The sequence below is a fragment of the Modestobacter sp. VKM Ac-2984 genome, assembly GCF_026967985.1.
In the GTDB taxonomy this organism is placed as follows: Bacteria; Actinomycetota; Actinomycetes; order Mycobacteriales; family Geodermatophilaceae; genus Modestobacter.
The window spans coordinates 132,673-157,213 of the sequence record NZ_JAPVBJ010000012.1 but is presented as its reverse complement, the minus strand read 5'-3'; the positions used below and the strand labels follow the sequence as shown (position 1 = coordinate 157,213).

The window sequence follows — 24,541 nt, the reverse complement described above, 5'->3', positions numbered from 1 at the left end:
CTCCGTCGGCCCACTCGGGCCCTCCCTCCTTGGCTGATGCCAAGTCTGGAGGTGTTCAGCCGACGGGGGTCACTTCAGTGGTGAGCCTTGGAACACCTGACGGCGGTGCCAGGCGACGTGCTCAACGGCAGGGGACTGGGTGCCCGGCCGCGGGGTAAGCCGCCTGCCGTGTATTTCGTACACCGCTCGCCCGGACGACGTTCTGGCGCTGAAGCGTTGCGAGACCGTCACAGCCAGGTCGTCGTCCAGTCCGAGTACCCCGCGGTCGAACAGCTTGTGGTGGAGGGAACAGAGGGCCAGGCCGTTGTCCAGGTCGTCGGGCCCCTGCTCGGTGAACCAGCGCACGTGCGCGGCCTCGACGGCCACCGCCATGCCTGCCAGCCGCCCATCGAATCCACAGAAAGCGCACTGGTCGTCCCAGGCGCGCAATATCGAAGTGCGCCACGCAGCGCTTCGCTTGCGCACCGTGGGGGAGGGCACGCCCAGGTGCGACACCTCCGGGTCGAAGCCCACGGCCAGCAGGACGTCACCTGCCACTGTCGGTGGGAAGTGGCTGTCGACGAGGGCACGGGCCACTGCGCCAGCCAGCGTGGGATCCGCCGCCAGCCGTTGCTCGAGAGCCGCCTCGAAGCGCCCGGTGACGCCGGCGCGCAGGGGGCTGACCTTGTCGTCGTCCACGTCGCGGTCCAGTACCCAGATGTGATCGGCGCGTAGTCGGGTGAACGGATAGGCGGCGCTCTGCGCACGACCGGTGTTGGACGCTGGGCCGAACTCGGCGATCAGGTCGGCAAGTTGCTCCTCGGCGACCGACCAGGGGACGTCACTCCTGCCGGTCGCGGCAAGCCGACCGAGCGCGAGAAGTGCCAGCAACGGCTTGTGTGGTGACCGCTGCCCGTTCCGCTGGTGCTGGCGAAGTGACGAGAAGGCGGCGAACACGTCCGGTGCCTCAGCTCGGGACAGGAACCGGCCGCTCTCCGTCTGTGGTGACACGGGCGAACTGTCGCACGGCGGGGACACCTTGTTCGCGCGCCGTACGGCGGCTGCAGCGGCGCACTCGAGGCCTGCGAGGCCAGTCCGAGTAACGGGTGTGACGGATGAGTCTGAAGCGGCGCTTCCGGGCGTCACCTGACAGAAGTGTGCGACGTGGTTGGTCGACTGTGGTCCCCGGTTGACAGTTCACGACCGCCTAGTTTCGGAACAGCACGTCTTGGACCAACACGGGGAGACCGACATGACGCATTCGCCCACGCTCGAGCAGCGGCCTGAGCAGCCGCCGCAGGCGAAGGCCAAGAAGCCGCTGTACAAGCGCGCTTGGTTCATCATCCTGGCCGTCATCGTGGTCTTCGGTGTCGCCGCCAACATGGGTGGCGACGCGGACACCGATGCGGCAGCGAATGGCGCGGACACCGCGGCCCCCGAAGCTGCGGCCCCGGACGCTGCAGTTCCCGACGCCGCGGCCCCGGAGGCCGAGCCGGTTGTGGAGGAGTCCAGCAACCCGGGCATCGGTGAGCCGGCTGCCGACGGCAAGTTCACCTTCGTCGTCAACGGTGTGGACTGCTCTGCGACGGAGATCGGCAGCGAGTACCTGAGCACGACGGCCCAGGGGCAGTTCTGCATGATCGACGTGAGCATCACGAACACCGGAAATGAAGCGCAGAGCTTCTTCGGTGACAACGCCACGCTGTTCAACGCCGAGGGGCAGGAGTTCTCGGCCGACAGCGAGGCTGCCATCTACCTGGAGGACTCGTCGTCGCTGTACGAGGAGATCAACCCGGGGAACAGCCTCAACAGCAAGGTGGTCTTCGACGTCCCGGCGGGGACCGTGCCGACCGCGATCGAGCTGCACGACTCGGCGTTCTCCGGTGGGGTCACCGTCGACCTGCAGTGAGCTGACTGATCGAGCGGGGCCCCTCACCAAGCGTTGGTGAGGGGCCCTTCGTCATAGCGAAGGCGCTTCGTCCCGAGTTGGCTGTGCCCCCTGGGAAGCCACACGCGCTCCGATTCGCGCGCTTCCTGCTGATGGTCAGCTGGTCCAGTTGCCGATCGGGGGTCGCCCTTGCGGGTGGATTCGCTACCGGCCGTGACCGTCAGGAGAAAGGCTCTGCCTTCTCACCGCGTGGTGAGGCGACCACACGAACGGACACATGATGACGACGTCGACACCCGATGCCGAGCCACTCGACCCGCCGGCGGGCGCTGACGGTCGACAGATGACACCCGCGCCGAGTCAGGGACGTCGTCGCTCGGTTCCCTTGCTCCTCTTCGTCATCATCGCGCTTTCCCTCCTCGCGGCGGTTGGAGGAGCCTCTGCCGCAGCAGTGGCGGCCAACAACCGGGCAGGTGAACTGGTTGCTGCCCTGGCGGACGAAAAGGCGGCTGCCGAGGCCGCGGCGGATGAAGCTGAGCAGGTCCTCCACCAAGCGGAGGCCGCTACGAGCTCAGCGGAAGCTCGCGCCATTCAGGCCGAGCAGCGTGAGCGTGTCGCCGAGCAAGCCGCTTCCGACGCAGCCGCAGCAGCTAAGGCTCAGTTGGTGCCATCTGCTGACGAGAGGGAGTTCCTCGAGCTGCTGCGCTCGAACAACCCGATATTCGGGTCGGTTGATGACAGAGCCCTCGTCGACTTGGCCAACAACGCGTGCGCTTACCTAGGGACGATGGGGGGCGCGGAAGGCGACTTCGTCGATCTCATGGACATGGGGATTGCTGCCGGATTCACGGAGTACCAGACGGCATCGGTGCTCAGTGCGGCAACGGTCGCCATGTGTCCGGAGTACCAACTGCTCGGTGGATGAGCCTTCGTGGCGAGAGAGCCCTTGCACAGGGGGTTCCCTGCTCCGGCGGATACCAGTGGCGGGGCAGCAGCTGTCAGCCATGGTTCGGAGGGAGGCGGCGCGTCGACGCGTCTGATCGGCCGCTCGTCGCTCGGGCGCGGGTCCCCACGGGGTGGGCGGTGGCGATCCGCTCGGTCAGGTGCACGTCGACGGTGTCGCCGGCTTGCTTGCCGATCGCTTCGCGCAGCGTGGCCCGCACCGGCAGCTTGTGCCTCCCATCGCCGAGCGCCATGAACGAGCTCCGGAATGGGTGCCCGTCGATCGTCCCGCAGACCTTGACCAGCCCACGGGTGCCGAAGAACGCAACCGAGTCCGGCCACACCAGGTAGGTCCACCCGCCGTCCGCCGGGCTCTTCAGCAACCGGGCCGTGAACCGCTCGTCGAGGGCCGTCATCACGCACCTTCCACCAGCACCAGGACGTTGCCGTCCGGGTCGCGGACGGTGAACATCGGCGGGGCCATCTCGCCCATCCGCAGCACCTCGTCGTCGACGTCCACGCCCCGCCCGCGCAGCTGCGCGTGGGCGGCGTCCGCGTCGGCCGTGCCCAGCCGGATGCCCGGTGGGAAGCCGCTGTCCGCCGCGATCAGGGCGATCGACGTCCCCCCGCCGGCCGGCGCCACCTCGACCCAGCGCATGCCCGGACCCATCTCCGTGTCGCGGACGACCTGCAGGCCCAGGTCGTCCACGTAGAAGTCCAGGGCCCGCTGCAGGTCCGACACCACCACGGTCGTCGTGGCGACCCGGGTGATGCCTGTCGTCGTCTGGTTCATGACGCTCCCACTCCGCCCGGCGCGCACCGCCAGGCAGAGATGAAGACCCGGCTCGTCCCCGGAAGTCATCGCCGAAGCCCGGGAGGGGCCGAAGTCGCGACTTCGGCCCCTCAGGGGATGGGAGCGCCGAGGAGGGCTTCTGGGGTCCAGGTCCCGAGGGCGTCGGCGTGGCCGGCATGGCGGAAGGCGAGGGCGGCGGCGCCGATCCAGCCGGCTTCGCTGCCGAGTTCGGCCAGCTTCACTGGCGGGGCGGAGCGCCAGGCGAGGCCAGCGGCCAGGCCAGCCCGGAGTGGTTCCAGCAGGGCGTCCCCGGCCGCGGTGAAGCCGCCGCCGAGCACGATCGTCGTCGGGTCCAGCAGCAGCGTCGCGGTCACCAGCCCCTGGACCAGCACCTGCATCGCCTCGGCCCACACCCGGTCGGCGTCCGCGTCGCGCCCCAGCCGGGCGACGACGTCCTCCGCCGGCAGCGAGACACCGGAGAGAGCCGCATACCGGCGGGCCAGCCCGGCGCCCGACGCGTACACCTCCAAGCACCCGCTCTGTCCGCACGTGCACGCCTCGCCGCCGGGCACCATCGGGATGTGGCCGAGCTCGCCGGCCGCCCCGCCGTCCCCGGTCACCGGCCGCCCGCCGGTCACCAGTGCCGCGGCCACGCCGGTTCCGATGGTCACCAGCACGAAGTCCTCGACGCCGCGCGCCGCCCCGAGCAGCTGCTCGGCCAGCCCCGCCGTCCGCACGTCGTGGCCGGTCACCACGGGCAGTCCGGTCGCCCCGGCCAGCAGCGCCCGCAGCGGCACGTCCCGCCAGTCCAGGTTCGACGCGTAGACGACCGTCCCGGCCGCCTCGTCGAGCATCCCGGGGGTCACCACGCCAGCGCCGACCACGTCCAGGCCCTCCTCACGTGCGACGCCCGCCAGCGAGCGGAGGTGGCCGGCGATGGCGCCGACGGTGTCCGTCGCCGGGTCGGTGGGCCAGCGCTCGACCACGACCGGCCGGCCGTCGCGCGTCACGACCGCGCCCTTCATCGACGTGCCGCCGACGTCGAGCGCCAGCACCGCGGGAGTGGTCGTCACGAGGCGAGCGCCTCGAGTACGGCCCGGATCGGGCCGGGGGAGGTGGCCAGTCGCGGGACGGCGTAGTCGACGCCGGTGGCCGAGCCGGCGGCCGAGGAGACGACCGGCGAGGCCGCCCGCAGGTGCACCTCCGGCACACCGGTCTCCGCGACGAGGGGTGCCACGTTCGACCCACGCACCGACCCGCCGGCGAGCACGGTGATCCGGTCGCCCGCCAGCTCGACCAGCGAGCGCAGCATGGCTGCCCCCGCCGCCGCCGTCGGCGCACCACCCGAGGTCAGCACCCGGGAGACCCCGGCGGAGATCAGCACCGGCAGCGCGGCGGGGAGGTCGGGGAGGGTGTCGAACGCCCGGTGGAACGTCACCGGGCACCGCCCGGCGGCCGTCACCAGCCGGGAGAGGACGGCGGTGTCGATCGCGCCCTCGGCGGTCAGCGCCCCGACCACGAACCCGACCTGTGCCGACGCGGGCAGCGCCCGGACGGCGGCGATGTCGGCGAGCATCACGTCGACCTCGGCGGGGGAGTACACGAAGTCCCCGGCGCGCGGCCGGATAAGCACCTGCACGCCGATCCGCGACACCTCGGCGAGGACCGTGGACACCAGCCCGATCGACGGCGTCGTCCCGCCCTCCGACAGCGCCGCGCACACCTCGACCCGGTCCGCCCCGCACTCCTCGGCGATCGTCGCGCCGGCGACGTCGTCGATGCAGATCTCGACCGCGGTCACCGGCCGGCCAGCCACGCGAGGACGTCGGCGCCCGGCTCGATCGCACCGACCGGCACCCCACCGCCGAGCACCGGGAGCGTGGTCAGCGAGGCCGCGGCGGAGACGTCCACGCCCAGCCCACCCAGCACGGTCAGCGCCAGCAGCGTCGTCGCCCGCGGGCTGCCGTCGACCACCTTCATCGCCACCGACTGACCATCCGGACCGGCGACGCCGATGACGCCCTCCGCACCGCCCTTGGCCACCGCACCCGGCACCAGCTCCATCACCGCGGAGTTCTGGTGCCCGGTGCCGCCCACGAAGAAGGGGTGCGTCCGCATGGCAGCGGCCACCTCGGCGGCCGGTCCGTCCGTGGCCAGCGACAGCGCACGGAAGGCGGTCGCCAGCCCGCGCACCGTGGTGCCGAACAGCGGGGCGCCGCAGCCGTCGATCGCGTCGTGCCGCACCGGCGCACCGGTCCACTCCGCGGTCACCGCGCGCACGTGCTGCTGGAGCGGGTGGCCTGGATCGAGGTAGGTACCCACCGGCCAGCCGTTGACCGCGCAGGCCAGCAACATCGCGGCGTGCTTGCCCGAGCAGTTCATCCGCACCGCACTGCGTTCTGCGCCGGCCCGGATGAGCGCGACGCGGGTCGCCTCGTCCTCGGGCCAGTCGACCGGGCACTGCAGCGCCGACTCGTCCAGCCCGGCCCGGTCCAGCAGCCGGCGGACGACGTCGACGTGCGCGTCCTCGCCGGTGTGGCTGCCGGCGGCGATCGCCAGCTCCGCCCCGGTCAGCGGGGCGCCGGCGGTCAGGCAGGCCAGCGCCTGCAGCGGCTTGGTGGTGGAGCGCGGCAGGATCGTGGCGTCGGGATCGCCCAATGACAGCGCCACGGAACCGTCGGCGTCCAGGGCGAGCAGCGAGCCGAGGTGCCGGCTCTCCACCAGGCCCGAGCGGCGGACCACGGCCAGTTCAGCGGACAACGGGGGTCTCCAGTTCACGGTCGGCGGCCTGCTCGGCGGGCCCGGACGGCGGCGCCACCTGGCGGCGGACCCGGGTGCGCAGCCGTGCGGCCAGGTAGGACAGGGCGCCGTTGAACACCAGGTAGATCAGCGCCACCACGAGGAAGGTCTGGATGAGCAGCCGGTTGTAGGCGCTGAGCACCTGCGCCCGGTACAGCAGCTCGGTGAAGGCGACGACGTAGCCCAGCGACGTGTCCTTGATCAGGCTCACCAGCTGGGTGACCAGGGACGGCGTCACGTGCCGCAGCGCCTGGGGCAGGACGACGAACCGCATCGCCTGGCCGCGCCGGATGCCCAGGCTCAGCGCCGCCTCCATCTGCCCGCGCGGCAGGGCCAGCACCCCGGCCCGGACGATCTCGGCGACCACCGCGGCGTTGGCGATGGTCAACGGCACGACGAGCTTCCAGAGCACCGGCAGGTTGATCCCGTAGGCCGGCAGCCCGAACAGCATCAGGTAGATCAGCAGCAGCACCGGGATGGTGCGGGCCACCTCGATGTAGCCGGTCGACAGCCAGCGCAGCGGCCGGCTCTGCGACAGTCGGCCGATGGCCAGCAGCACGCCGAACGCCCCGGCCAGGACGGCGACCAGCGCGGCCGCCAGCGCCGTGCCACGCAGCCCGACCAGCAGGTAGGACCAGATCGGCCAGTCGAGGAACGGAGTCCACCGGTCGGCGTCCAGCTGCCCGGTCCGGCCGAACTGCACCAGCGCCAGGGTCAGCAGGCCGGCCAGCACCAGGGCGCTGACCACCGAGCCGAGCATGATCCGCCGGCGGGTGCGGGGCCCGGGGGCGTCGTAGAGGAACGCACCGGTGTGGCTCATCGGTGGATCGCCACCTTCTTCTCGATCCGCCCGGCGGCCAGCCCGATGGCCAGCGCGAGCGCCATGTAGGTGAGGCCGGCGGCGGTGAAGATCGGGATCGGCTGGGCCGCGACGAGGTTCACCTTGTTCACCGCCGACGTCAGCTCGACCACGCCGACGGTGGCGGCCAGCGCGGTGTTCATCAGCAGCGCGATCATCACGTTGCCCAGCGGCTGGACGACGGCGCGCACCGCCTGCGGGACGACGACGTGCCGCAGCGTCTGCGACAGCCGCAGCCCCAGCGCCCGGGCGGCCTCGACCTGCCCGGCGGCGACGGTGTTGATGCCGCTGCGCACCGCCTCGGCGACGTACGCCGCCTCGTAGACGGTGAGCACGACGATGACCGTGGTGGTCAGCGGCATCAGCAGCCCGGCGTCGGGCAGCGCGAAGACGGCCAGCAGCAGCAGCGCCAGCAGAGGGACGTTGACGAACACCTGCACGTAGGCGAACGCGGCCCCGCGCAGCACCGGGATCGGGCTGACCCGGGCCACGGTGACCAGCACGCCGAGCACGAGGGAGCCGACCGCAGAGATCACCAGGATCAGCACGGTGGTCCCCAGCGCCCTCAGCAAGGGGTCCAGGTTCTCGATCACTGCAGTCACGTCGTCGTCCTCTGCTGGCGCTGCTGCCTCAGGGGCGCCGGGTCAGGAGCCCGGCACCGAGCCGATCTCGGGCGGCGTCGGGGCGTCGCCCTCGACGACCGTGCCGAGGGTCGCCTCCCAGATCTCGGCCCAGGAGCCGTCCTCCTGGATCTGCTCCAGCCAGTCGTTGACGAACGCCTGGTACTCCGCGTCCTCCGGCGGGAGCCCGATGCCGTACGGCTCCTCCGTGAAGGGCTGGACGGCGATCTTGATGTCGGGGTTGTTCGCCGCCGCAGCCAGCAGCAGGGTGTAGTCCTGCACGTAGGCGTCGCCGCGGCCCTGCACCAGCGCCTGCACCGCCTGCGGGTCGGTGGCGAAGCTGGTCACCTCGGCGTCGGGGGCCACCTCGGGCACCGCGGTGACCGCCGGGGTGTTCGCGCCGACGATGACGTCCTTGCCGTTGAGGTCCTCGACGCTGTCGATGTCCTCGTTGTCCGCCCGGGTCGCGACGGCCAGCCCCGAGGTGAAGTACGGGCCGGCGAAGTCGATCTGCTCGGCCCGCTCCTCGGTGATCGTGTAGGTGTTGAAGACGGCGTCGACGGTGCCGTTCTGCAGCAGCGCCTCCCGGGTCTCCGACGCCGGCGGCACGATCTCGATGTTCGGCTCGCCCAGGAGGTAGATGGCGAGCATCTTCGCCAGGTCGATGTCGAAGCCCTCGACGTCCTCGGGGTTGCTCGGATCCTGCTGGGAGAGCAGCGGTGCGTCGAGGGCGGCGGCGACGCGCAGCACGCCGCGCTCCTGGATCTCGGCCATCGTCGAGCCCGAGGGGATCGCGGAGTCGTCGGCGACCGGCGCGTTCTCGTAGACGGCGTCCAGGCCGGCGGCGGCGGTGTCGCCGCCACCACCCGGGACGGCGTCGGACGAGGACTCGGACGACCCGCACCCGGCGACCGCCACCGAGGCGGTGGCCAGCACGGCGGTGATCAACGGGAAGCGACGCCTGGGAAGGCGGATGTCACTCATGCCTTGCCTTTCTGATCAGCCCTGCCGGGGGAGCGGCGCCGGGCGTGGGGTGGGCGGGTCCGCCCGGGGTGCGCTCGGCCGTCAGTGGGCCAGCACGTTGGAGAGGAACGAGCGCGCGCGCTCGCTCCTGGTGGCGTCGAAGAACTCCGCCGGTGGGGCCTCTTCGACGATCTGACCGGCGTCCATGAAGACGACGCGGTCGGCGGCACGGCGGGCGAAGCCCATCTCGTGGGTCACCACGACCATCGTCATGCCGTCCCGGGCGAGGCCGACCATCACCTCGAGGACCTCGCTGACCATCTCCGGGTCCAGCGCGGAGGTCGGCTCGTCGAAGAGCATCAGCTTCGGGTGCATCGCCAGCGACCGGGCGATCGCGGCACGCTGTTGCTGGCCGCCGGAGAGCTGGGCGGGGAAGCGGTCGGCCTTGTCGGCGATGCCCACCCGCTCCAGCAGCGCCATCGCCTCGGCGCGGGCGGTCGCCTTGGACACCTTGCGGACCTTCAGCGGTGCCAGCATCACGTTGTCCAGCACGCTCAGGTGGCCGAACAGGTTGAAGGACTGGAAGACCATGCCGACGTCGGCGCGCAGCTGGGCGAGCTGGGCGCCCTCCTCGGGCAGCGGCCGGCCGTCGACCCGGATCTCGCCGGCGTCGATCGGTTCGAGGCGGTTGATCGTGCGGCAGAGCGTCGACTTGCCCGACCCGGACGGCCCGATGACCACGACGACCTCCTGCGGAGCGACGTCCAGGTCGATCGAGCACAGCACGTGCAGGTCGCCGAAGCGCTTGTCGACGCCGCGCATGCTCACCATCGGTGTGCTCATGGTCGTCCTCCTCACGATCGGCGTTGAACGTTGGAGGAAGGCTAAGTGGCGATCGTTACAACGAGAAGTCCATGAAGTATTTCCACTTCCGGAGTAAGTGGCCGTTGCTTCGGACGGCGGGCGTTGCTTCACTGATCGACATGCCCACCCCCGCCGGTGACCGGTCGGCCACCTCCCCGAGCGAGGTGCTCTCCCTCGTCCGGCTCGGCCGCGCCTCCTCGCGCGCCGACGTCGCCCGCGAGACGGGGCTCTCGGCGACCACCGCCGCCGCCCGGGTGGAGATGCTCATCCGCCGCGGCTGGCTCGTGGAGACCGGCAGCGGACCCTCGGCCGGGGGGCGGCCGCCGCGCCGGCTGGAGATGCGCGGCGCGGCCGGCCTGGTGGTCGCCGTCAGCCTGGGGGAGCGGCACGCGGCGATCGCCGTCCTCGACGCCGCCGGCCGGCAGGTCGCCGAGCGGCACCTGCCGATCGCCGTCTCCGACGGGCCGGAGGCGGTGCTGCGCACCGTGGTCACCGCGGTCACCGACGCCGTCGACGGGCTCGGCGAGTCCGCGCCGCTGCTGGCCATGTGCGTGGGGGTGCCCGGGCCGGTCAGTGCGCGCACCGGGCTGGTCGTCTCCCCGGCCCGGATGCCCGGCTGGAACGGTGCCGACGTCGCCGCGATCGTGCGGCAGTGGCTGCCCGTGCCGGTGATCGTGCAGAACGACGCGAACCTGATGGCACTGGGCGAGCACGCCGCCGGCGGTTCACCGGCGGAGCAGATGGTGTTCGTGAAGGTCGGCTCGGGCATCGGCTGCGGCGTCGTCGCCGGCGGGGTGCTGCACCGGGGGAGCGGCGGGTTCGCCGGGGACATCAGCCACACCACCGTGCCCGGCGCCCCGCCCGTGCCCTGCTCGTGCGGGCGGGTCGGCTGCCTGGACGCGGTGGCCAGCGGCGCCGCCCTGGTCGAGCAGCTCGCCGAGCGCGGCGTCCCCGCCCCGGACACCGAGGGGATGCTCGACCTGGCCCGGGACGCGCACCCGCTGACCACCCAGCTGCTGCGCGAGGCCGGCGGCAGCACCGGCACCGTGCTCTCGACCATCCTGAACTTCTTCAACCCCGAGCGGTTGGTGATCGGCGGGCACCTGAGCAGCGCTGAGGCCTTCGTCGCCGGGGTGCGGTCGGCGATCTACGCGCAGTGCCCGCCGATGATCACCGACGGCTTGGAGATCGCGGTCAGCCGCGTGGGCCAGCAGGCCGCCGTGCTCGGTGCCGCCCGCGAGGCGCTGGACCTGGCGTTCTCCCCGGAGCAGCTGGCCGCCCGCGCCGCCGCCCGCTGAGCCGGGAGGCGGCGGCCCGGGTCAGGACGTCCGGTGCTCGGCGAGGAAGCCGTCGACCAGCGGCACGAACTCCTCGGCCCGCTCGACCCCCAGCGCGTGGCTGGACCCGGGACCGGTGAACATCTCCAGCCGTGCACCCGGGATGGCGTCGGCCACCTGCCGGCCGTGCCACGGTGGGGTCAGCAGGTCCTGCTCCCCGGCGATCACCAGTGTCGGCGCCGTGATCCGGTCGAGCCGGTCCAGGGTGTCGTGTGCCAGGTCGGCGTCCCACTGCTCGGCGGTGGTGCGGATCTGCTCCGGCGTCGAGGGGAACAGCGGGAGCAGCTCCTCGATGAGGGTGCCGAACTCCGGGCTGTCGAGGAGCTGCGGGGAGAAGGCCACGCCGAGGGCGCCGAGCGCCGCCGGCAGGTCGCCGGTCCGCCACGGGTGCGCCAGGCCGGTCATCAGCGCCCGTTGGAAGCCGTCCGACCGCGCCCAGGTGCAGTACAGGACGAGCGAGCTGACCCGCTCCGGCGCGGCCAGGGCGAGCTCCTGTGCGATCGCGCTGCCGAGTGAGTAGCCGAGCACGTGGGTGCGCTCGATCTCCAGGGCGTCGAGCAGTCCGAGCGCGTCGGCGGCCAGCGAGGCGATGCTGAACGGGCTGGACCCGCGCTCGGTCCCGCCCATCCCGCGCAGGTCGTAGGTGACCACCCGGTGGCTGCCCGCCCACACCTGCACCAGGTCACCCCAGAAGCCGAGGGACTGGCTCGTGCCGTTGACCACCAGCAGCGGCTCGCCGTCGCCGTACTCCTGGACGGCGACGGCGATGTCGCCGACCTGGACGGTGCGCGGCGCGTGGATCGTCGGTGTGCTCAACGGGACTCCCGTGCTCGGCTGAGGGGTGGCCTGGAGCACACCACACGTCGTCGACGGCCGAAAGGCGGACCGGGCAAGAAAGTGAGCTGGACCACACATGGCCGGTGGTGAGTGGTAGAACGGCGAGGGGACGCCGCACGACGAGGTGCGCCGTCTCGCAGGAACTGGGGGATCGGCCATGACGATGACGCAGCCGGCTCGGACGGCGACCGACGAGCGGGTCGAGCACGTCGACGTGCTGATCGTGGGAGCGGGGATCTCCGGCATCGGGGCCGCCCACCACCTCAGGGAACGCTTCCCGGACAAGAGCCTCGTCGTCCTCGACGCCCTGGCCGGCCACGGCGGGACGTGGCGCACGCACACGTACCCGGGCGTGCGCTCCGACAGCGACCTGTTCACCTTCGGCTACCGGTTCAAGCCCTGGCGCGGCCCCTCGATCGCGTCCTCGGAGGAGATCCTCCGGTACCTCGACGAGGTCATCCGCGACGGCGGCCTGGACGCCCACATCCGCCACCAGCACCGCGTCACCTCCGCGCGCTGGTCGAGCGACGACCGGCGCTGGACCGTGGAGGTGACCCGCGGCGACACCGACGAGCAGCTCGTCTTCACCACCGACTTCCTCTGGATGTGCCAGGGCTACTACAAGCACGACGAGGGCCACACGCCGCAGTGGCCGGGCACGGACCGGTTCCCGGGCCCGATCGTCCACCCGCAGAAGTGGCCCGCTGACCTCGACTACGCGGGCAAGCGGGTGGTCGTCATCGGCTCGGGCGCGACGGCGGCCACGCTCATCCCCGCGATCGCCGAGACCGCCGCGCACGTGACGATGCTGCAGCGGTCGCCGACCTTCTTCTACGCCCGACCGAAGACCCACGAACTGGCGACGACGCTCCGCGCGCTCGACGTCCCGGAGGACTGGACGCACGAGATCCTGCGGCGGGCCTACATCGCGGAGCTCGACGAGCTCACCCGCATCTCGGCCGAGTCGCCGGACGAGGCCCGTGAGTTCCTGATCGAGTCGATGCGCCCTCAGCTGCCGCCGGACGTCGACATCGACAAGCACTTCAACCCGTCGTACCGGCCGTGGCAGCAGCGGATCGCCGTCCTCCCCGACGGCGACCTGTTCACCGCCATGCGCGAGGGAAAGGCCTCCGTCGTCACCGACACGATCGAGACGTTCACCGAGCGGGGGATCCGGCTGACGTCGGGAGAGGAGCTGGAGGCCGACGTCGTCGTCACCGCCACCGGCTTCGACCTCAGCGTCTTCGGCGACATCGCCTTCACCGTGGACGACGGACCGGTCGACTTCGCGCAGACCGTCACCTACCGCGGGCTGATGTTCACCGGCCTGCCGAACCTGGCCTACGTGTTCGGCTACTTCCGGCACAGCTGGACGCTCCGGGCCGACCTGATCAGCGACTTCGTGTGCCGGCTCCTCGCGCACATGGAGGAGAAGGGGGCGACGACGGTCGTCCCGCAGCTGCGGCCGGAGGACGCCGACATGCCGCTGGGCCCCTGGGTCGACCCGGCCAACTTCAACCCCGGCTACCTGGCTCGCTCCATGCACCTCATGCCCAAGCAGGGCGACCGGGAGCCGTGGACGCACCTGCACGAGTACGCCGTCGAGCGGGAGCTGCTGCCGGCCGCCGACCTCGACGACGGCACGCTGGTCTGGTCCTAGCCGGGGTCGGCTCCTTGGACGCCGATCCGCTCGGGCTGCCCGTCCGGGCGGCTGCCGGATGAACAGCTCGTGCCCCGAGTCGACTTGTCGGCATCCCTCGCTACCTTGACCCGGCAACCGGACGGCCGGCCCAGGAGGGCGGCTGACGAGCTGGGGGAGATCGAGTGCGCAGACGGACGACGGTGACGGTCGCGGCAGCAGTGCTGGCGATGACCTTCGGGGCGGTGACCCCCGCGGCAGCGAGCCCGGGCCATCACGACAAGGGCCACGGCAACGGGCACGGCAACGGCCACGGGCACGGCCACGGGCACGGCAAGGGCAACGGCGGCGGGCACGGCACGGGGCAGAGCCTCGAGCTGACGATGCTGGCCACCACCGACCTGCACGGCCGCGTGCAGGACTGGGACTACTTCCGCGACGCCCCGTACACCGAGCGCTCCGGGGACGCGACGGGTCTGGCCCGCGTCTCCTCCGTGGTCGACTCGGTGCGCGCGGAGAAGGGCGCGGACCGCGTCTTCGTCGTCGACAACGGCGACTTCCTGCAGGGCACCCCGCTCACCTACCTGGCCGCGCAGCAGCCTCCGGAGGCCGAGCACCCGATGGCGGCGGCCTTCGACGTCATCGGCTACGACGCCCAGGTCGTCGGCAACCACGAGTTCAACTACGGCCTGGACACCCTCGCCGACTACGTCGACGACGTCGACCACCCGGTGCTCGGTGCCAACGTCGTCGACGCCGCCACCGGTGAGCCGTACCTGCCGCCGTACACGCTGCAGGAGATGAAGGTCCGCGGCGCCAAGCCGGTCACCGTGGGCATCCTCGGGCTGACCACGCCGGGCTCGGCGATCTGGGACCGCAACAACGTCGAGGGCCAGGTCGAGTTCCGCGACATGGTGGAGACGGCGCAGGAGTGGGTGCCGATCGTGGCCGAGCAGGCCGACGTCGTCGTCGTCCTCGCGCACGCCGGCGTGGGTGGGACGTCGTCCTACGACGACCCGGCCGTGGGCACGGAGAACCCCTCCGACGTCATCGCCCGCACGGTGCCCGGCATCGACGCGATGGTCGTCGGCCACACGCACCGCGACGCCCCGTCCCAGGTCGTGGTCAACGAGGTCACCGGCGAGGAGGTGCTGCTCACCCAGCCCTACCGCTGGGGCGGCACGGTCAGCCAGGTCGACTTCGCGCTGACCAAGACCCGCGGCCAGTGGGACGTCACCGGCGCCACGGCCACCGCGCTGCGCACCAAGGACTACCCCGAGGACCCCGACGTCCTCGCCGTCACCGACGAGGCGCACCGGACGACGGTCGACTACGTCAACCAGGTCGTGGCCACCTCCACCGAGGAGCTGACCACCCTCACCAGCCGGTACTCCGACACCCCGATCCTCGACTTCATCCAGCAGGTGCAGACCGAGACCGTCGACGCCGCGCTGGAGGGCACCGAGCGGGCGGACCTGCCGGTGCTGTCGATCGCCGCACCGTTCAGCCGGGAGGCGGTCTTCCCGGAGGGCGAGGTCACCATCCGGGACATCGCCGGGCTCTACGTCTTCGACAACACCCTGGAGGCGGTGGAGATGACCGCCGCCCAGGTGCGGGACTACCTGGAGGAGTCGGCGAGCTACTTCACCCAGGTGCCGGCCACCGGTGACGTCGACCCCGAGACGATCACCAACGCCGACGGGACGCCGGACTACAACTACGACGTGCTCTCCGGTGTCGACTACGACCTGGACGTCTCCCGCCCGGTCGGGGAGCGGGTCACCCGGCTGGAGATCGACGGTGTGCCGGTGGCCGACGACGCCCGGTTCGTGGTGGCGGTGAACAACTACCGGCGCTCCGGCGGCGGCGGCTTCCCGCACGTCTCGACGGCGCCCGTGGTCTACAACGAGCAGCTGGAGATCCGCCAGCTGCTCATCGAGTGGGCGCAGGAGCGCGGCGTGATCGACCCGGCCGACTTCTACGTCGAGAACTGGCAGCTCGTCCGCGACGGTGAGCCGCTGCTCGGCTGATCCCCCCGGAGGGGCCGGGTCCACGGCCTCTCCGGACCGACGAACGCCCCGTCCTCCCTCGGGAGGGCGGGGCGTTTGCGTACGTCCGGGCCTCGGACGACGTCCGCCCCGCTCCGGCGGACCGGAACGGGGCGGACGTGGTCGTGCGGGGAGAGCTCAGGCGCCGGACTCGGCGATCCCGAACTGGACCGTGCCGGCCGGGTCGGCCTGCGCGTCCAGGACCTTGTCGTCGAGGACCGTCGCGGCCTTCTCGTCCAGGAACACCCGGGCGCCGGACTCGTCCAGCACCTGGTCGTCCTCGGCCGGCACGGCGGCCAGGCTCAGCGCCAGCGACTGGCCGGTCGGGTCGTTGGCGATCCGCAGGCCGCCCTGCTCGGGGATCTCGGACTGGTCGAGGATCCCGCGGATCGCGGTTGCTGCCTGGGGGGTCAACGTCAGCATCGGTGAGGTTTCCTCTCGTGTCTGGGTGCCCTGACCAGCTGCGGGAGGGTGCGGCGCGGCACTGCGCCACACCCTCCGCAGTTCGTCGGCCGCCCCTGCGGACGACCGGGCCGTACGGGGCCGGGACTCGCTACCTCGCACGTCCCAACCTCGCGGGCAGGGCGACACGGGGCAAGAGGCAACGCCGATCGTCACGGGGTCGCAACACCCCGGGCGACGTCAGACCAGACGACGCGCGGAGTTGTAGCCCCACATCGTGTCGACGTTGATGGTGCGGACGACGTCCCCTGCGGTCGGCGCGTGCACCATCAGACCGTTGCCGATGTAGATGCCGACGTGGCCCACCGGGTCGTAGAAGAAGACCAGGTCACCGGGCTGCAGGTCGGCGCGGGCGACCGGGACGCCCATCGTCGACTGCATGCGGGAGGAGTGCGGCAGCGTGATGCCGGCGGCCGCGTAGGAGTACTGGGTCAGCCCGGAGCAGTCGTAGACGTTCGGACCGGCGCCGGCCCAGACGTAGGGCTTGCCCTGCTGGGCGAGCGCCGTGTCCACGATGATCTGGGCAGCTGCGTTCGGAGCCGCGACCGGGGCGGCCGCTGCTGCGACGGGTGCTGCGACGGGCGCTCCACCGCCACCGACGGAGGCCTGGGCGGCCATCGGGGTGAGGGCGACGCCGGCGCTGGCGAACAGCGCGATCAGTGCCCGGCGACCGGAGCGAGAGGGACGACGGGCAGGGGACGTGCGAGTGGTCGTCATGGACGACGGGTTCTCCTTGTTCTCCTCGACCGCCTACCGAGTTAGCTGACGGGTTCGGGCGGGGAACTCGCCCGGCGCTCCGGCACTCGCATGCCGTCGCGCTTCACCCCAGAACTGCGGTGGGTCCCCGGTCCGGGCATTCGCTGCGACGTCGCAGCGGGTGCCCGGTTCGGCGGTGCTCGCCGGTGTCACCGTGTGTGGTGACTCATGGACCGGCGGGCGCGGATGACGGTAGGGCTGTCATGGATTCGTCACAAAGTGCCGCCTGTCGCGGTTCCGACACCCCGTGGGGCCGCAACACGCCCGGGCGACTCGGGCGACTCGCCGACGTGACGTCGGGCAACGCCGGAGGGTGCTGCGTGCGACGACGGCTCGGATCGGCTGTTCCCGGGCGGGAGCCGATTTTGGCCGGCCCGGCGGGTGTGCACGGTCTGTGCTCGGCGCATCACGCCGACGTCGGGCGTTGTCGCGACGCCCGCTGTTGGAGTCCGGTCGCGACCGGGGAGACCGGCGTGGGCTGCTGGCGCGTCGACCGAGGGGGAGTTCGAGCGGCGTGCTGGTGTGTCGGACCGGCTCGCGTCAAGGGGTCAGGGTGATCTGTGGACAAGCTCCTGACCTCGGGGTTTGTGTTGTGGCAACCCTTCTTCGGCCGTAGTATTCGTACACACGTTCGAACCGGTCGGGAGGTGTCGTGAGCGAGTTGCAGTCGGCTCTGGACGCCCTTGCGGCCGAGGACCTGCATGGGTTGACGGATGGCGCTGTGTTGGACCGGACGACGTTGCTGGTGCAGGTCGGCAATCGGGTCGCGGCGGAGTTGACCCGCACGGTGCGGCACGCGGAGACCACTCAGGCTGCGGAGTACGACGGGTTGAAGTCGATGCGGTCGTGGTTGATCGGTCATCCCCGGTTGTCGCAGGCGGAGGCGTCGCGGGTCGTGCGGTCGGGGCGGGTGCTGGAGCACTTCCCGGCGCTGGCGGCCGGGTTCGCCGAGGGTGTGGTGACCGCAGCGCAGGTGAACGTGGTGGCGGAGAAGATCGGCCCCCGCGAGGTCGCCCGGGCCGAGGAGCAGGACATCGACCTGGGTGCCTTCGACCAGGTGTGGGCGAGGGTGGCCACGGAGTCCACGCACGAGTCGCTGGCCGCCGCGGTGCAGGCCTTCGAGGACGCCCTCGATCCCGACGGACCGGAGCCGGATCCGACCGAGGGCCGGCGGTTCACGATGGTCAAGCACGCCGATGGCACCGTCACCGGCCACTTCGAGCTGGATGCTGCCGGTGGGGAGAAGGCGCAGACGGCGATCGAGTCGATCGTGCAGGCCAACCGCCCCAAGAGCGATGAGCGGACGCGGTTGCAGCAGAACGCCGATGCCTTCGTCCAGCTGTGTGACAACCAGCTGGCCAGCGGGAACCTGCCGATCCTGCGGACGGTGAAGCCGCACGTGGTGGTGGGCATCGACCTGGAGGACCTGGTCGACCCGGCGACCGGTCCTGGTGCCGGGGAGATGGGCTTCGGAGCGACGATCTCCGCCGCCCGGGCCCGATACCTCGCCTGTGACGGCAGCATCTCCCGGATCGTGATGGGCCCCGACGGAACCCCGCTCGATCTCGGTCGAGATCACCGGGTGGTCACCCCCGGGCTGCGCAAGGCCGTGGAACGCCGCGACAAGAGCTGCGTGTTCGCCGGCTGCGGCGCCCCGAGTTGGTGGTGCGACGTTCACCACCTGATCCACTGGCTGCACGGCGGGGAGACGTCGCTCGCCAACAGTGCGCTGTTGTGCGAACGGCACCACACCAAGGTGCATCACGGCTTCCGGGTCCAGCGAGATCCCGGCGGGCGATGGCGCACCTACCGCCCCGACGACACCGAGATCCTCATCGGAGCACTGGCGCACTGATCGGCCCGGTCCCGGCAGCCGGCCACGGTCCCACCGTGGCCGGCTACCGGTGCGCGCATGCGGCCGTCACGTCGCCCGGCTACCCGAGTTGCCCGGCGACCCGAGTTGCCCGGCGACCGGAGTTGCCCGGCGACCGGAGTTGCCCGGCGACCGGAGTTGCCCGGCCGCCGGATCGGGTCACCCGGCGACGGGCTGGTCGAGGCCTTCCGGCGCCGGGAGCCCTTCCGGCACTGCGAGCCCTTCCGGCACTGCGGCGCTGTCCGGGACAGGTGGGGTCGCGACCGCCTGCAGGTCCGCATCGCCCTCGGCCACCGCGGTCAGCCACTGACCGGCGCCCTGCCGGGTGATCCGGCCGGCGCGCACCGCCTGCGCGAGCGCCACCTCGAGCAGCGGCATCAGCACCGGGTGCCGGCGGCGGTGCCCGAACACCGCCAGCGTCTGCTGGAACAGGTCGTCACGGGTCATCCCGGCCACCGACCGGCACAGCGCCACCATCGCGTTGCCGATCTCCTCCGGCGGCACGTGCTCCAGCGCCCGGTCGGTGCCCGTCGCCTGCCGCCGGAACGTCGTCCACCCGGCCGGGTCTGGTGGCGTCCGGTCCGACGTCGCCGGCCACAGGAACTCCGCGCCGGGCTCGGGCAGCAGCGCCAGGATCGACTCCATCCGGGCCGCGTTCACCCGCGGCACCCCGAACGCCGCCGCCGTCAGCCGGGCCAGCCGCTCCCGGTGGATCGGCCCCTCTGCCCGGATCCCGGCCGCCAGCACCCGCCGCACCAGCCGGGCCGCCTCCGGGTTCTCCAACTGCCGCAGCATCCGCGGCTCGCCCACCGGCTTCGGCGTCCACGCCCGGAACGGCACCTCACCGGCGAGCAGCGCCGGCGTCACCACCGGGTGCGCCGCGCAGCGCACCGGCTCCGCCGTCGACACCTCGTCCAGGTCGTCGGGGGCCTCCGGGTCGAACGGGTCGATCTCCTCCGCCGGCTCGTCGACCGCGGCGACCGGGGCCGGCAGCGGCGGCAGCAGCGGCTCCACCGGGGAGGCCTCCGCCACCGCGGTGACCAGCCGGTCGAGCACCGTCTCCCACTCGGCCAGCCACTCCGGCAGCCACACCCGCTCCACCGTCGGCCAGCCCTGTAGCTCCAGGTACGCCAGCTCGCGGTCCACCGTCGCCCGCTGCGCCCACGCCGGGCCGTCCAGCAGCACCGCCAGCACCGGCCGCTCCGGCGCCTCCGGCCGGGCCACGGTCAGGTCGACCCGGAACCGGGAGAGCCCGACGTCGGTGCGCACCACCAGCCCCCGGCCCCGCAGCGCCGCCGCGACCTCCTCGCGGTGCGGATCGCGCGTCGCCACGGCGCTGCGCGGGACCGCGTCCACGCCGCGCAGCGCCTGCTCCAGCCAGGTCCGCAGCCGGCGGACGCCCGGCTGCCCCGTCGTCGCCGGCCGCAGCAGCGACGGCGCGAAGGACGCGAACACCACCACCTGCCGGCGTGCCCGGGTCGCCGCCACGGTCAGCCGCCGCTCACCGCCGGCCCGGTTCAGCGGCCCGAGGTCCAGCGGCAGGCAGCCGTGCTCGTCGGCCGCGCACCCCAGCGACAGCAGGACGACGTCGGCCTCCTCGCCCTGCGCCGCCTCCACCTCCCGGACCCGCAGCTCGCCCCGGTCCAACGCCTCGGCCACCCGGTCCCGGCCCACCCGCAGCAGGCCCTCGATCAGCCGGCGCTGCGGCCCGTGCAGGGTCAGCACGGCCACCGACGGCACCGCCTCCGGCGACGCCGCGAACCGCTGCCGCAGCTCCGCGACCACCGCCTCCGCTTCGGCCGGGTTGGTCTCCCGCTGTTCGCCGGTGCGCAGGAACACCCCGTCCACCCGCACCAGCGAGATCGCCGGCCCGGCCGGTGGGCCGGGGACCGTCGTCAGCCGGGAGCCGTAGCCGACGGCGTTGGGGAGGGCGACCAGCGACTCGTCGGCGCTGCGGTGGTGCCAGGTCAGCTCCCGCCGGGGCACCCCGGCCCGCAGGCAGGCGGCCAGCAGCCCCTCGTCGGCGGGCTCGTCGACCGCGGCGCGCGGCGGCAGCTGCTGGCGGTCGCCGACCACGACCGCCGCGCTGGCCCGGCCCAGCGCACCGAGCGCGTCGGCCACCCGCAGCGACGAGGCGTCCTCGACCACCAGCAGGTCGAAGGAGCCGGCGGTCGCGGGGAGGAAGCGGGCCACGGCGTCCGGGGTGGCCAGCACGGCCGGTACCCGGTCGCCGGCGGCGAGGGCCGCGGCCGCCTGGGCGCGGCTCGCCGCCGCAGCCGTGAGCGCCCGTCGGACCGCCTGCTCCGCCGCCCGCGCGTCGGACGCACCGAGCCCGCCGGCCGCCGACCGCTCGGCGAAGGACGCCTCGGCCACCCCACGGTCGAAGGCGGCGACGGCGCCGTCGGCCGGCACCGCCCCGGACAGCAGCGCGGCGCGCGCCTCGGCCAGCCCGGCGGCCTCCAGCAGGTGCAGGTGCCGCAGCAGGTCCAGCCAGTGCCCCAGCGAGGGGACGCCGAACTCCTCGACGGCCCGCTCGTCCTGCGTCGCCTCCCACAGCCGCACGATGCCGGTGTCCCCGGCCCAGGCGAGGAGCTGGTCCAGCGAACTCAGGCAGGCCACGGGCAGGGCGATCAGCGCCGCCCGCAGCTTCCGGACGGCGACCGCCCGGGTCGGGTCCGGCGCCGGCGCGGTGTCCAGGAAGCGGCGCAGCGGGGGAGTGAAGGCCGGGTCGCCGTCCAGCGCGGAGCCGAGCCGGTTCAACGCGGCCACCTGCCGCTCGACCAGCAGCGGGTCGGTCAGCGGGTTCCAGTTCCACGGCACCGCCAGCCCGGCCACCGACGCGCAGCGCAGGGTCAGCTCGCGGGCCGCGCCCTGCACCTGGAGCAACTCGGCGGTCAGCAGCGGGACGTCGGTCGGCTCGACGTGCGCGTCCGGGCGCAGCGACGGGGTCAGCTCGGTGAGCACCGCGGCCAGCCGCTTGGCCCGGCCGAACCGCCCCGAGACGGCCGCCTGCTCGGCGTCCTCGGCGATCCCGGCCAGCGGCAGGTCCAGCGCCTCGGGCAGGGCGACGTCGAGCCCGGGGTGCGCCGCGGTGACGAAGGCGGAGACCTCCGCGAGCAGCGCGTCGACGTCCTGCGCCCACTGCTGGGTGCGGACGGCGTCGACCGCGGCGAGCGGCACGTCCGGGCCGGACAGCACGGTGGTGACCGCGTCCAGGTCCTCCGGGTTCCGGGCCGCGGCGATCACCCGCGCCAGCGGCCCGGCGGGCGGCAGCGCGCGCAGCGCCGTGTCGACGGCGAGCACCGCGGCGTGCACGGCGACCGGGTCGGCGTCGGCCGAGTCGAGGAAGCCCCACGGGTGCCGCGGCCGCGGCCGGGTACGGGCGGCCACCTCGGGCAGCGTCGTCAGCAGCTCGTGCACCTTCGCGGTGGTGCGGGCCGACGCGGTCGCGACGTACGTGGTCGCCAGCGGCAGCGCCGGGGTGCCGGGCACCGCGGAGAGCACCCCGGCGCGCGCGGCGTACAGCGACAGCCCGGCGGAGTTGGGTGCGTGCAGCCGTTCGGCGTAGCCGGCCAGCTCGCGCCGCGCCGTCCGCAACTCGTCGGGGAGGGCGGGTGCGTCGGGTGGGCTCCCCGCCTCGGACGGGGCGTCGGCGGGACGGCGCAGGGTCGTGACCAGCCCGCCGAGCCCCACCCCAGCCAGCCGCCGGGAGACCGTGTCCAGCGCGGACTGCTGTGCGGCGAGGACCAGCACCCGCTGACCACCGGCCGCGGCCGCCGCGACCAGGTTGGCGACCGTCTGCGACTTCCCGGTGCCCGGAGCGCCCTCGAGCACGAAGGTCCGCCCGGCGGTGGCGTCGGTGATCGCCCGCAGCTGGTCGGTGTCGGCAGGCAGCGGCAGGGTCGCGGCGAGCTCGGTGAGGTCGGTGGCCAGGGCGGTGCCGGGCGCCGGCGCGGGGTCGACGAACGGCTGGCCGGGGCGCAGCAGCACCGGCACCAGCGGGTTGCGCAGGGCCGCGGCCCCGAGGTGGTCGGCGTCCTGCCGGATCCGGGCGGCCGCCGCGGGCAGCAGCGCCAGGTCGGCGGTCGGCTCGACCCGGTGTGGCAGCCCGCGCTGGGCCAGCCCCTGCCGCAGCGCCGGCAGCGCGACGGCCAGGTCGAGGTCCACGTCGGCCTCCAGCGCCGGCACGGTCACCCCGGTGCGGCGGCGCAGCTCGGCCAGCAACTGCCCGTTCGGGCCGATCGCCCCAGCGGGGTCGGCGGTGAGCCGGTAGGCGCCGGTGCTCGCCACCCGGGTGAGGAGCACCGGGACCAGCGCCAGCGGCGAGCGCACCGAACGCCCGTCGAGCTCCCACGTCACCGAGCCCAGCGCCAGGTGCAGGTCCCCGGCGCCGGTCTCCTCCAGCAGCGCGGCCGCCTGGTCGGCGAGCGCAGCCAGCCGGTGGGCGTAGTCGGCCGAGCCCAGCCCGGTGTACAGCCCGCCGTGCTCGACCAGCAGCTCACCGAGCTGGTGCGGCGGCAGGTCCCGGGCCGAGCGGATGCCGCGGCGCCGGGCCGCGGCGCCCAGCTGGTCGGTGGGCACCAGCGTCAGCGCGGCGTCGGCGGCGAGCCGCTCGGCGAGGACGGTCAGCCGGCCGGGCGGCACGGTGATCGGCACGGTCCCGCCGTCGGCCCGGTCCAGGTCGAGCAGCGCGGCCGTCGTCCCGGTCGGTCGCCCGCTCGGGCGCGAGGGGCTCGCGGCCGGGCGGTGGTCGGGCAGCTGGGGCAACGGGAGCGGGACGACGCCGTCCAGCCGGGCGCGGTGCACGTCGGTGACCCCGAGCACCCGGTGCAGGTCACCGGCGAGCCAGGCGGCGGCCGCGGTGCGGTGCAGGTCGCCGAAGGTCGCCGGTTCGGCGGCGATGCCCAGCATCGTGGTCTCGACGAGCGCGATCTGGCCCAGCTCGACCAGCTCGGCGAGCCCGGAGACCTCGGTGGTGGCCGCGCTCTCGGCGCAGCGCTCGGTGCGCCAGTAGCCGAGGAAGGCGTGCCCGGGACAGGTTGCGCCGTCGGCGGCGATCCACAGCAGCGGGCGGATCCCGGCGTGCTCCAGCGCGGCGGCCAGGGTGAGCACGGTGTCCAGGCTGGTGCCGGCCCGGTCGTCGAGGACCTGGTCGGGGGTGCGCACCCGCTGCGGCACGTCGGCCCAGCCGGCGACCGGTGGGCGCGGGCGGATCGCCCGGCGGCGCATCGCCTCCACGATCGCCGCGGCGGTCTCGTCGATGCGGGTCGCGCCGATGTGTGCGGCGCCGGTGGGGTGCCCACCGACCGTGGGGTCGCCGGTGCGCTGACGCAGCAGGTCGGCGGCCGCGCCGACGAGCCCGGCGACCGCGGGGGAGCCCGGCTGCACGTGGGCGGCCAGCAGCTCCAGGGCCAGCGGCGTGGGTGCGGCCAGCCACTGGCCGGCGGCCAGCACCCGGACGGCGGTCCGGGTGCAGCCGAGCAGCCGCCCGTCCCGCTCGACCCGGGCCTCGACGGTCGCGGTGCCCGGCTCGGCGACGGCGGCGAGCACCGCCGGGTCCAGGCACAGGTCGACGTCGGTGAGCACCGTCGTCCGGCCGGGGTCGACGTCGACGGTCACCTCCGCCGACGCGCCCAGCGGACCGGCGGGGGTGGAGATCGTGACGCTCACCCGCGCGCCGTGCACCGGCTCGGTTCCGCCGGTCAGGGTGAGGACGGCGACGACCGGCACGCCGGCGCGGGCCAGCGCCTCGCCGACCACGGGCACGCAGTCGAGCTCCACGGAGACCGAGGACTCGGCTTCCGCGGTGTGCTGCGGGCACGGGGAGACGCCCATGGAGTCGTTCTACCTCCGTCGGGCCCCCGGATCGGGGAGCCCCGGCG

The 24,541-nt window shown here is 73.2% G+C and carries 20 protein-coding genes and 1 riboswitch; of the genes, 6 read left to right on the top strand and 14 right to left on the bottom strand.

Annotation, left to right across the window (positions count from 1 at the left end; genetic code table 11):
• Window positions 1-69 precede the first annotated feature (69 nt).
• Window positions 70-960, bottom strand: coding sequence for a phosphorothioated DNA-binding restriction endonuclease (locus O2W16_RS21305; protein ID WP_442928926.1), 891 nt, complete (start codon window positions 958-960; stop codon window positions 70-72).
• A 271-nt stretch (window positions 961-1,231) separates the two neighbouring features.
• Here O2W16_RS21305 and O2W16_RS21300 point away from each other — a divergent pair, with 271 nt between their 5' ends.
• Both O2W16_RS21300 and O2W16_RS21295 read left to right on the top strand, forming a co-directional pair.
• Window positions 1,232-1,888, top strand: a complete 657-nt coding sequence (locus O2W16_RS21300) for a DUF4352 domain-containing protein (RefSeq protein ID WP_269160846.1) — start codon at window positions 1,232-1,234, stop codon at window positions 1,886-1,888.
• Between the two features lie 322 nt (window positions 1,889-2,210).
• Entirely contained in the window at window positions 2,211-2,792 is a 582-nt protein-coding gene (locus O2W16_RS21295; protein ID WP_269160845.1) for a DUF732 domain-containing protein, read from the top strand.
• 73 nt (window positions 2,793-2,865) lie between these two features.
• On the opposite strand, the gene O2W16_RS21290 is transcribed toward O2W16_RS21295, so the two are convergent.
• From O2W16_RS21290 to O2W16_RS21250, 9 genes are all read right to left on the bottom strand, one after another.
• Window positions 2,866-3,225, bottom strand: a complete 360-nt coding sequence (locus O2W16_RS21290; RefSeq protein ID WP_269160844.1) for a DUF1905 domain-containing protein — start codon at window positions 3,223-3,225, stop codon at window positions 2,866-2,868.
• Complete coding sequence (locus tag O2W16_RS21285) at window positions 3,225-3,602, bottom strand: VOC family protein (protein ID WP_269160843.1); 378 nt, start codon at window positions 3,600-3,602, stop codon at window positions 3,225-3,227. The genes O2W16_RS21290 and O2W16_RS21285 overlap by 1 nt, the downstream gene beginning before the upstream one ends.
• Before the next feature lie 110 nt (window positions 3,603-3,712).
• Window positions 3,713-4,675 (bottom strand): ROK family protein, encoded by a 963-nt coding sequence (locus tag O2W16_RS21280; protein ID WP_269160842.1) that lies wholly within the window; start codon window positions 4,673-4,675, stop codon window positions 3,713-3,715.
• Window positions 4,672-5,418, bottom strand: coding sequence for a copper homeostasis protein CutC (locus tag O2W16_RS21275; protein ID WP_269160841.1), 747 nt, complete (start codon window positions 5,416-5,418; stop codon window positions 4,672-4,674). The genes O2W16_RS21280 and O2W16_RS21275 overlap by 4 nt, the downstream gene beginning before the upstream one ends.
• Window positions 5,400-6,362: an asparaginase gene (locus tag O2W16_RS21270; protein ID WP_269160840.1), complete on the bottom strand. Its 963-nt coding sequence runs from the start codon at window positions 6,360-6,362 to the stop codon at window positions 5,400-5,402. Before O2W16_RS21270 ends, O2W16_RS21275 begins: the two co-directional genes overlap by 19 nt.
• Window positions 6,352-7,221, bottom strand: coding sequence for an amino acid ABC transporter permease (locus O2W16_RS21265; RefSeq protein ID WP_269160839.1), 870 nt, complete (start codon window positions 7,219-7,221; stop codon window positions 6,352-6,354). The genes O2W16_RS21270 and O2W16_RS21265 overlap by 11 nt, the downstream gene beginning before the upstream one ends.
• Window positions 7,218-7,862, bottom strand: coding sequence for an amino acid ABC transporter permease (locus tag O2W16_RS21260; RefSeq protein ID WP_269160838.1), 645 nt, complete (start codon window positions 7,860-7,862; stop codon window positions 7,218-7,220). Before O2W16_RS21260 ends, O2W16_RS21265 begins: the two co-directional genes overlap by 4 nt.
• A 42-nt stretch (window positions 7,863-7,904) precedes the next feature.
• Window positions 7,905-8,864, bottom strand: a complete 960-nt coding sequence (locus O2W16_RS21255; RefSeq protein ID WP_269160837.1) for a glutamate ABC transporter substrate-binding protein — start codon at window positions 8,862-8,864, stop codon at window positions 7,905-7,907.
• A gap of 81 nt (window positions 8,865-8,945) precedes the next feature.
• Entirely contained in the window at window positions 8,946-9,686 is a 741-nt protein-coding gene (locus O2W16_RS21250; RefSeq protein WP_269160836.1) for an amino acid ABC transporter ATP-binding protein, read from the bottom strand.
• A 140-nt stretch (window positions 9,687-9,826) separates the two neighbouring features.
• Here O2W16_RS21250 and O2W16_RS21245 point away from each other — a divergent pair, with 140 nt between their 5' ends.
• The gene (locus O2W16_RS21245) at window positions 9,827-11,005 is read left to right on the top strand and encodes an ROK family transcriptional regulator (RefSeq protein WP_269160835.1); all 1,179 of its coding nucleotides are present in this window, start codon (window positions 9,827-9,829) and stop codon (window positions 11,003-11,005) included.
• 21 nt (window positions 11,006-11,026) lie between these two features.
• On the opposite strand, the gene O2W16_RS21240 is transcribed toward O2W16_RS21245, so the two are convergent.
• Window positions 11,027-11,860, bottom strand: a complete 834-nt coding sequence (locus O2W16_RS21240) for an alpha/beta fold hydrolase (RefSeq protein WP_269160834.1) — start codon at window positions 11,858-11,860, stop codon at window positions 11,027-11,029.
• Between the two features lie 178 nt (window positions 11,861-12,038).
• Between O2W16_RS21240 and O2W16_RS21235 the strand changes: the two genes are divergently transcribed.
• Together O2W16_RS21235 and O2W16_RS21230 are read left to right on the top strand one after the other, a co-directional pair.
• Window positions 12,039-13,541, top strand: coding sequence for a flavin-containing monooxygenase (locus O2W16_RS21235; RefSeq protein ID WP_269160833.1), 1,503 nt, complete (start codon window positions 12,039-12,041; stop codon window positions 13,539-13,541).
• Window positions 13,542-13,705: 164 nt separating this feature from the next.
• Window positions 13,706-15,550, top strand: coding sequence for a bifunctional metallophosphatase/5'-nucleotidase (locus tag O2W16_RS21230; protein ID WP_269160832.1), 1,845 nt, complete (start codon window positions 13,706-13,708; stop codon window positions 15,548-15,550).
• Window positions 15,551-15,706: 156 nt separating this feature from the next.
• Here the strand turns inward: O2W16_RS21230 and O2W16_RS21225 are convergent, their stop codons facing one another.
• Both O2W16_RS21225 and O2W16_RS21220 read right to left on the bottom strand, forming a co-directional pair.
• A complete protein-coding gene (locus tag O2W16_RS21225; protein WP_269160831.1) occupies window positions 15,707-15,991 on the bottom strand; it encodes a HesB/IscA family protein in 285 nt (94 codons plus the stop codon).
• 219 nt (window positions 15,992-16,210) lie between these two features.
• Window positions 16,211-16,747, bottom strand: coding sequence for a C40 family peptidase (locus O2W16_RS21220; RefSeq protein WP_331253775.1), 537 nt, complete (start codon window positions 16,745-16,747; stop codon window positions 16,211-16,213).
• A 16-nt stretch (window positions 16,748-16,763) separates the two neighbouring features.
• Window positions 16,764-16,908: riboswitch (cyclic di-AMP (ydaO/yuaA leader) on the bottom strand.
• Between the two features lie 530 nt (window positions 16,909-17,438).
• On the opposite strand from O2W16_RS21220, the gene O2W16_RS21215 reads away from it, so the two are divergent.
• The gene (locus O2W16_RS21215) at window positions 17,439-18,641 is read left to right on the top strand and encodes an HNH endonuclease signature motif containing protein (RefSeq protein ID WP_269160830.1); all 1,203 of its coding nucleotides are present in this window, start codon (window positions 17,439-17,441) and stop codon (window positions 18,639-18,641) included.
• A gap of 177 nt (window positions 18,642-18,818) precedes the next feature.
• Here O2W16_RS21215 and O2W16_RS21210 read toward each other — a convergent pair whose 3' ends face one another.
• The gene (locus tag O2W16_RS21210; protein WP_269160829.1) at window positions 18,819-24,494 is read right to left on the bottom strand and encodes a DUF4011 domain-containing protein; all 5,676 of its coding nucleotides are present in this window, start codon (window positions 24,492-24,494) and stop codon (window positions 18,819-18,821) included.
• Window positions 24,495-24,541 lie beyond the last annotated feature (47 nt).

Bases quoted from the DNA above. Each gene is read 5' to 3' on its own strand.
- O2W16_RS21300 (WP_269160846.1), top strand. From the start codon at position 1,232: ATGACGCATTCGCCCACGCTCGAGCAGCGGCCTGAGCAGCCGCCGCAG.
- O2W16_RS21295 (WP_269160845.1), top strand. From the start codon at position 2,211: ATGACACCCGCGCCGAGTCAGGGACGTCGTCGCTCGGTTCCCTTGCTC.
- O2W16_RS21290 (WP_269160844.1), bottom strand. From the start codon at position 3,225: ATGACGGCCCTCGACGAGCGGTTCACGGCCCGGTTGCTGAAGAGCCCG.
- O2W16_RS21285 (WP_269160843.1), bottom strand. From the start codon at position 3,602: ATGAACCAGACGACGACAGGCATCACCCGGGTCGCCACGACGACCGTG.
- O2W16_RS21265 (WP_269160839.1), bottom strand. From the start codon at position 7,221: ATGAGCCACACCGGTGCGTTCCTCTACGACGCCCCCGGGCCCCGCACC.
- O2W16_RS21255 (WP_269160837.1), bottom strand. From the start codon at position 8,864: ATGAGTGACATCCGCCTTCCCAGGCGTCGCTTCCCGTTGATCACCGCC.
- O2W16_RS21250 (WP_269160836.1), bottom strand. From the start codon at position 9,686: ATGAGCACACCGATGGTGAGCATGCGCGGCGTCGACAAGCGCTTCGGC.
- O2W16_RS21245 (WP_269160835.1), top strand. From the start codon at position 9,827: ATGCCCACCCCCGCCGGTGACCGGTCGGCCACCTCCCCGAGCGAGGTG.
- O2W16_RS21235 (WP_269160833.1), top strand. From the start codon at position 12,039: ATGACGATGACGCAGCCGGCTCGGACGGCGACCGACGAGCGGGTCGAG.
- O2W16_RS21225 (WP_269160831.1), bottom strand. From the start codon at position 15,991: ATGCTGACGTTGACCCCCCAGGCAGCAACCGCGATCCGCGGGATCCTC.
- O2W16_RS21220 (WP_331253775.1), bottom strand. From the start codon at position 16,747: ATGACGACCACTCGCACGTCCCCTGCCCGTCGTCCCTCTCGCTCCGGT.
- O2W16_RS21210 (WP_269160829.1), bottom strand. From the start codon at position 24,494: ATGGGCGTCTCCCCGTGCCCGCAGCACACCGCGGAAGCCGAGTCCTCG.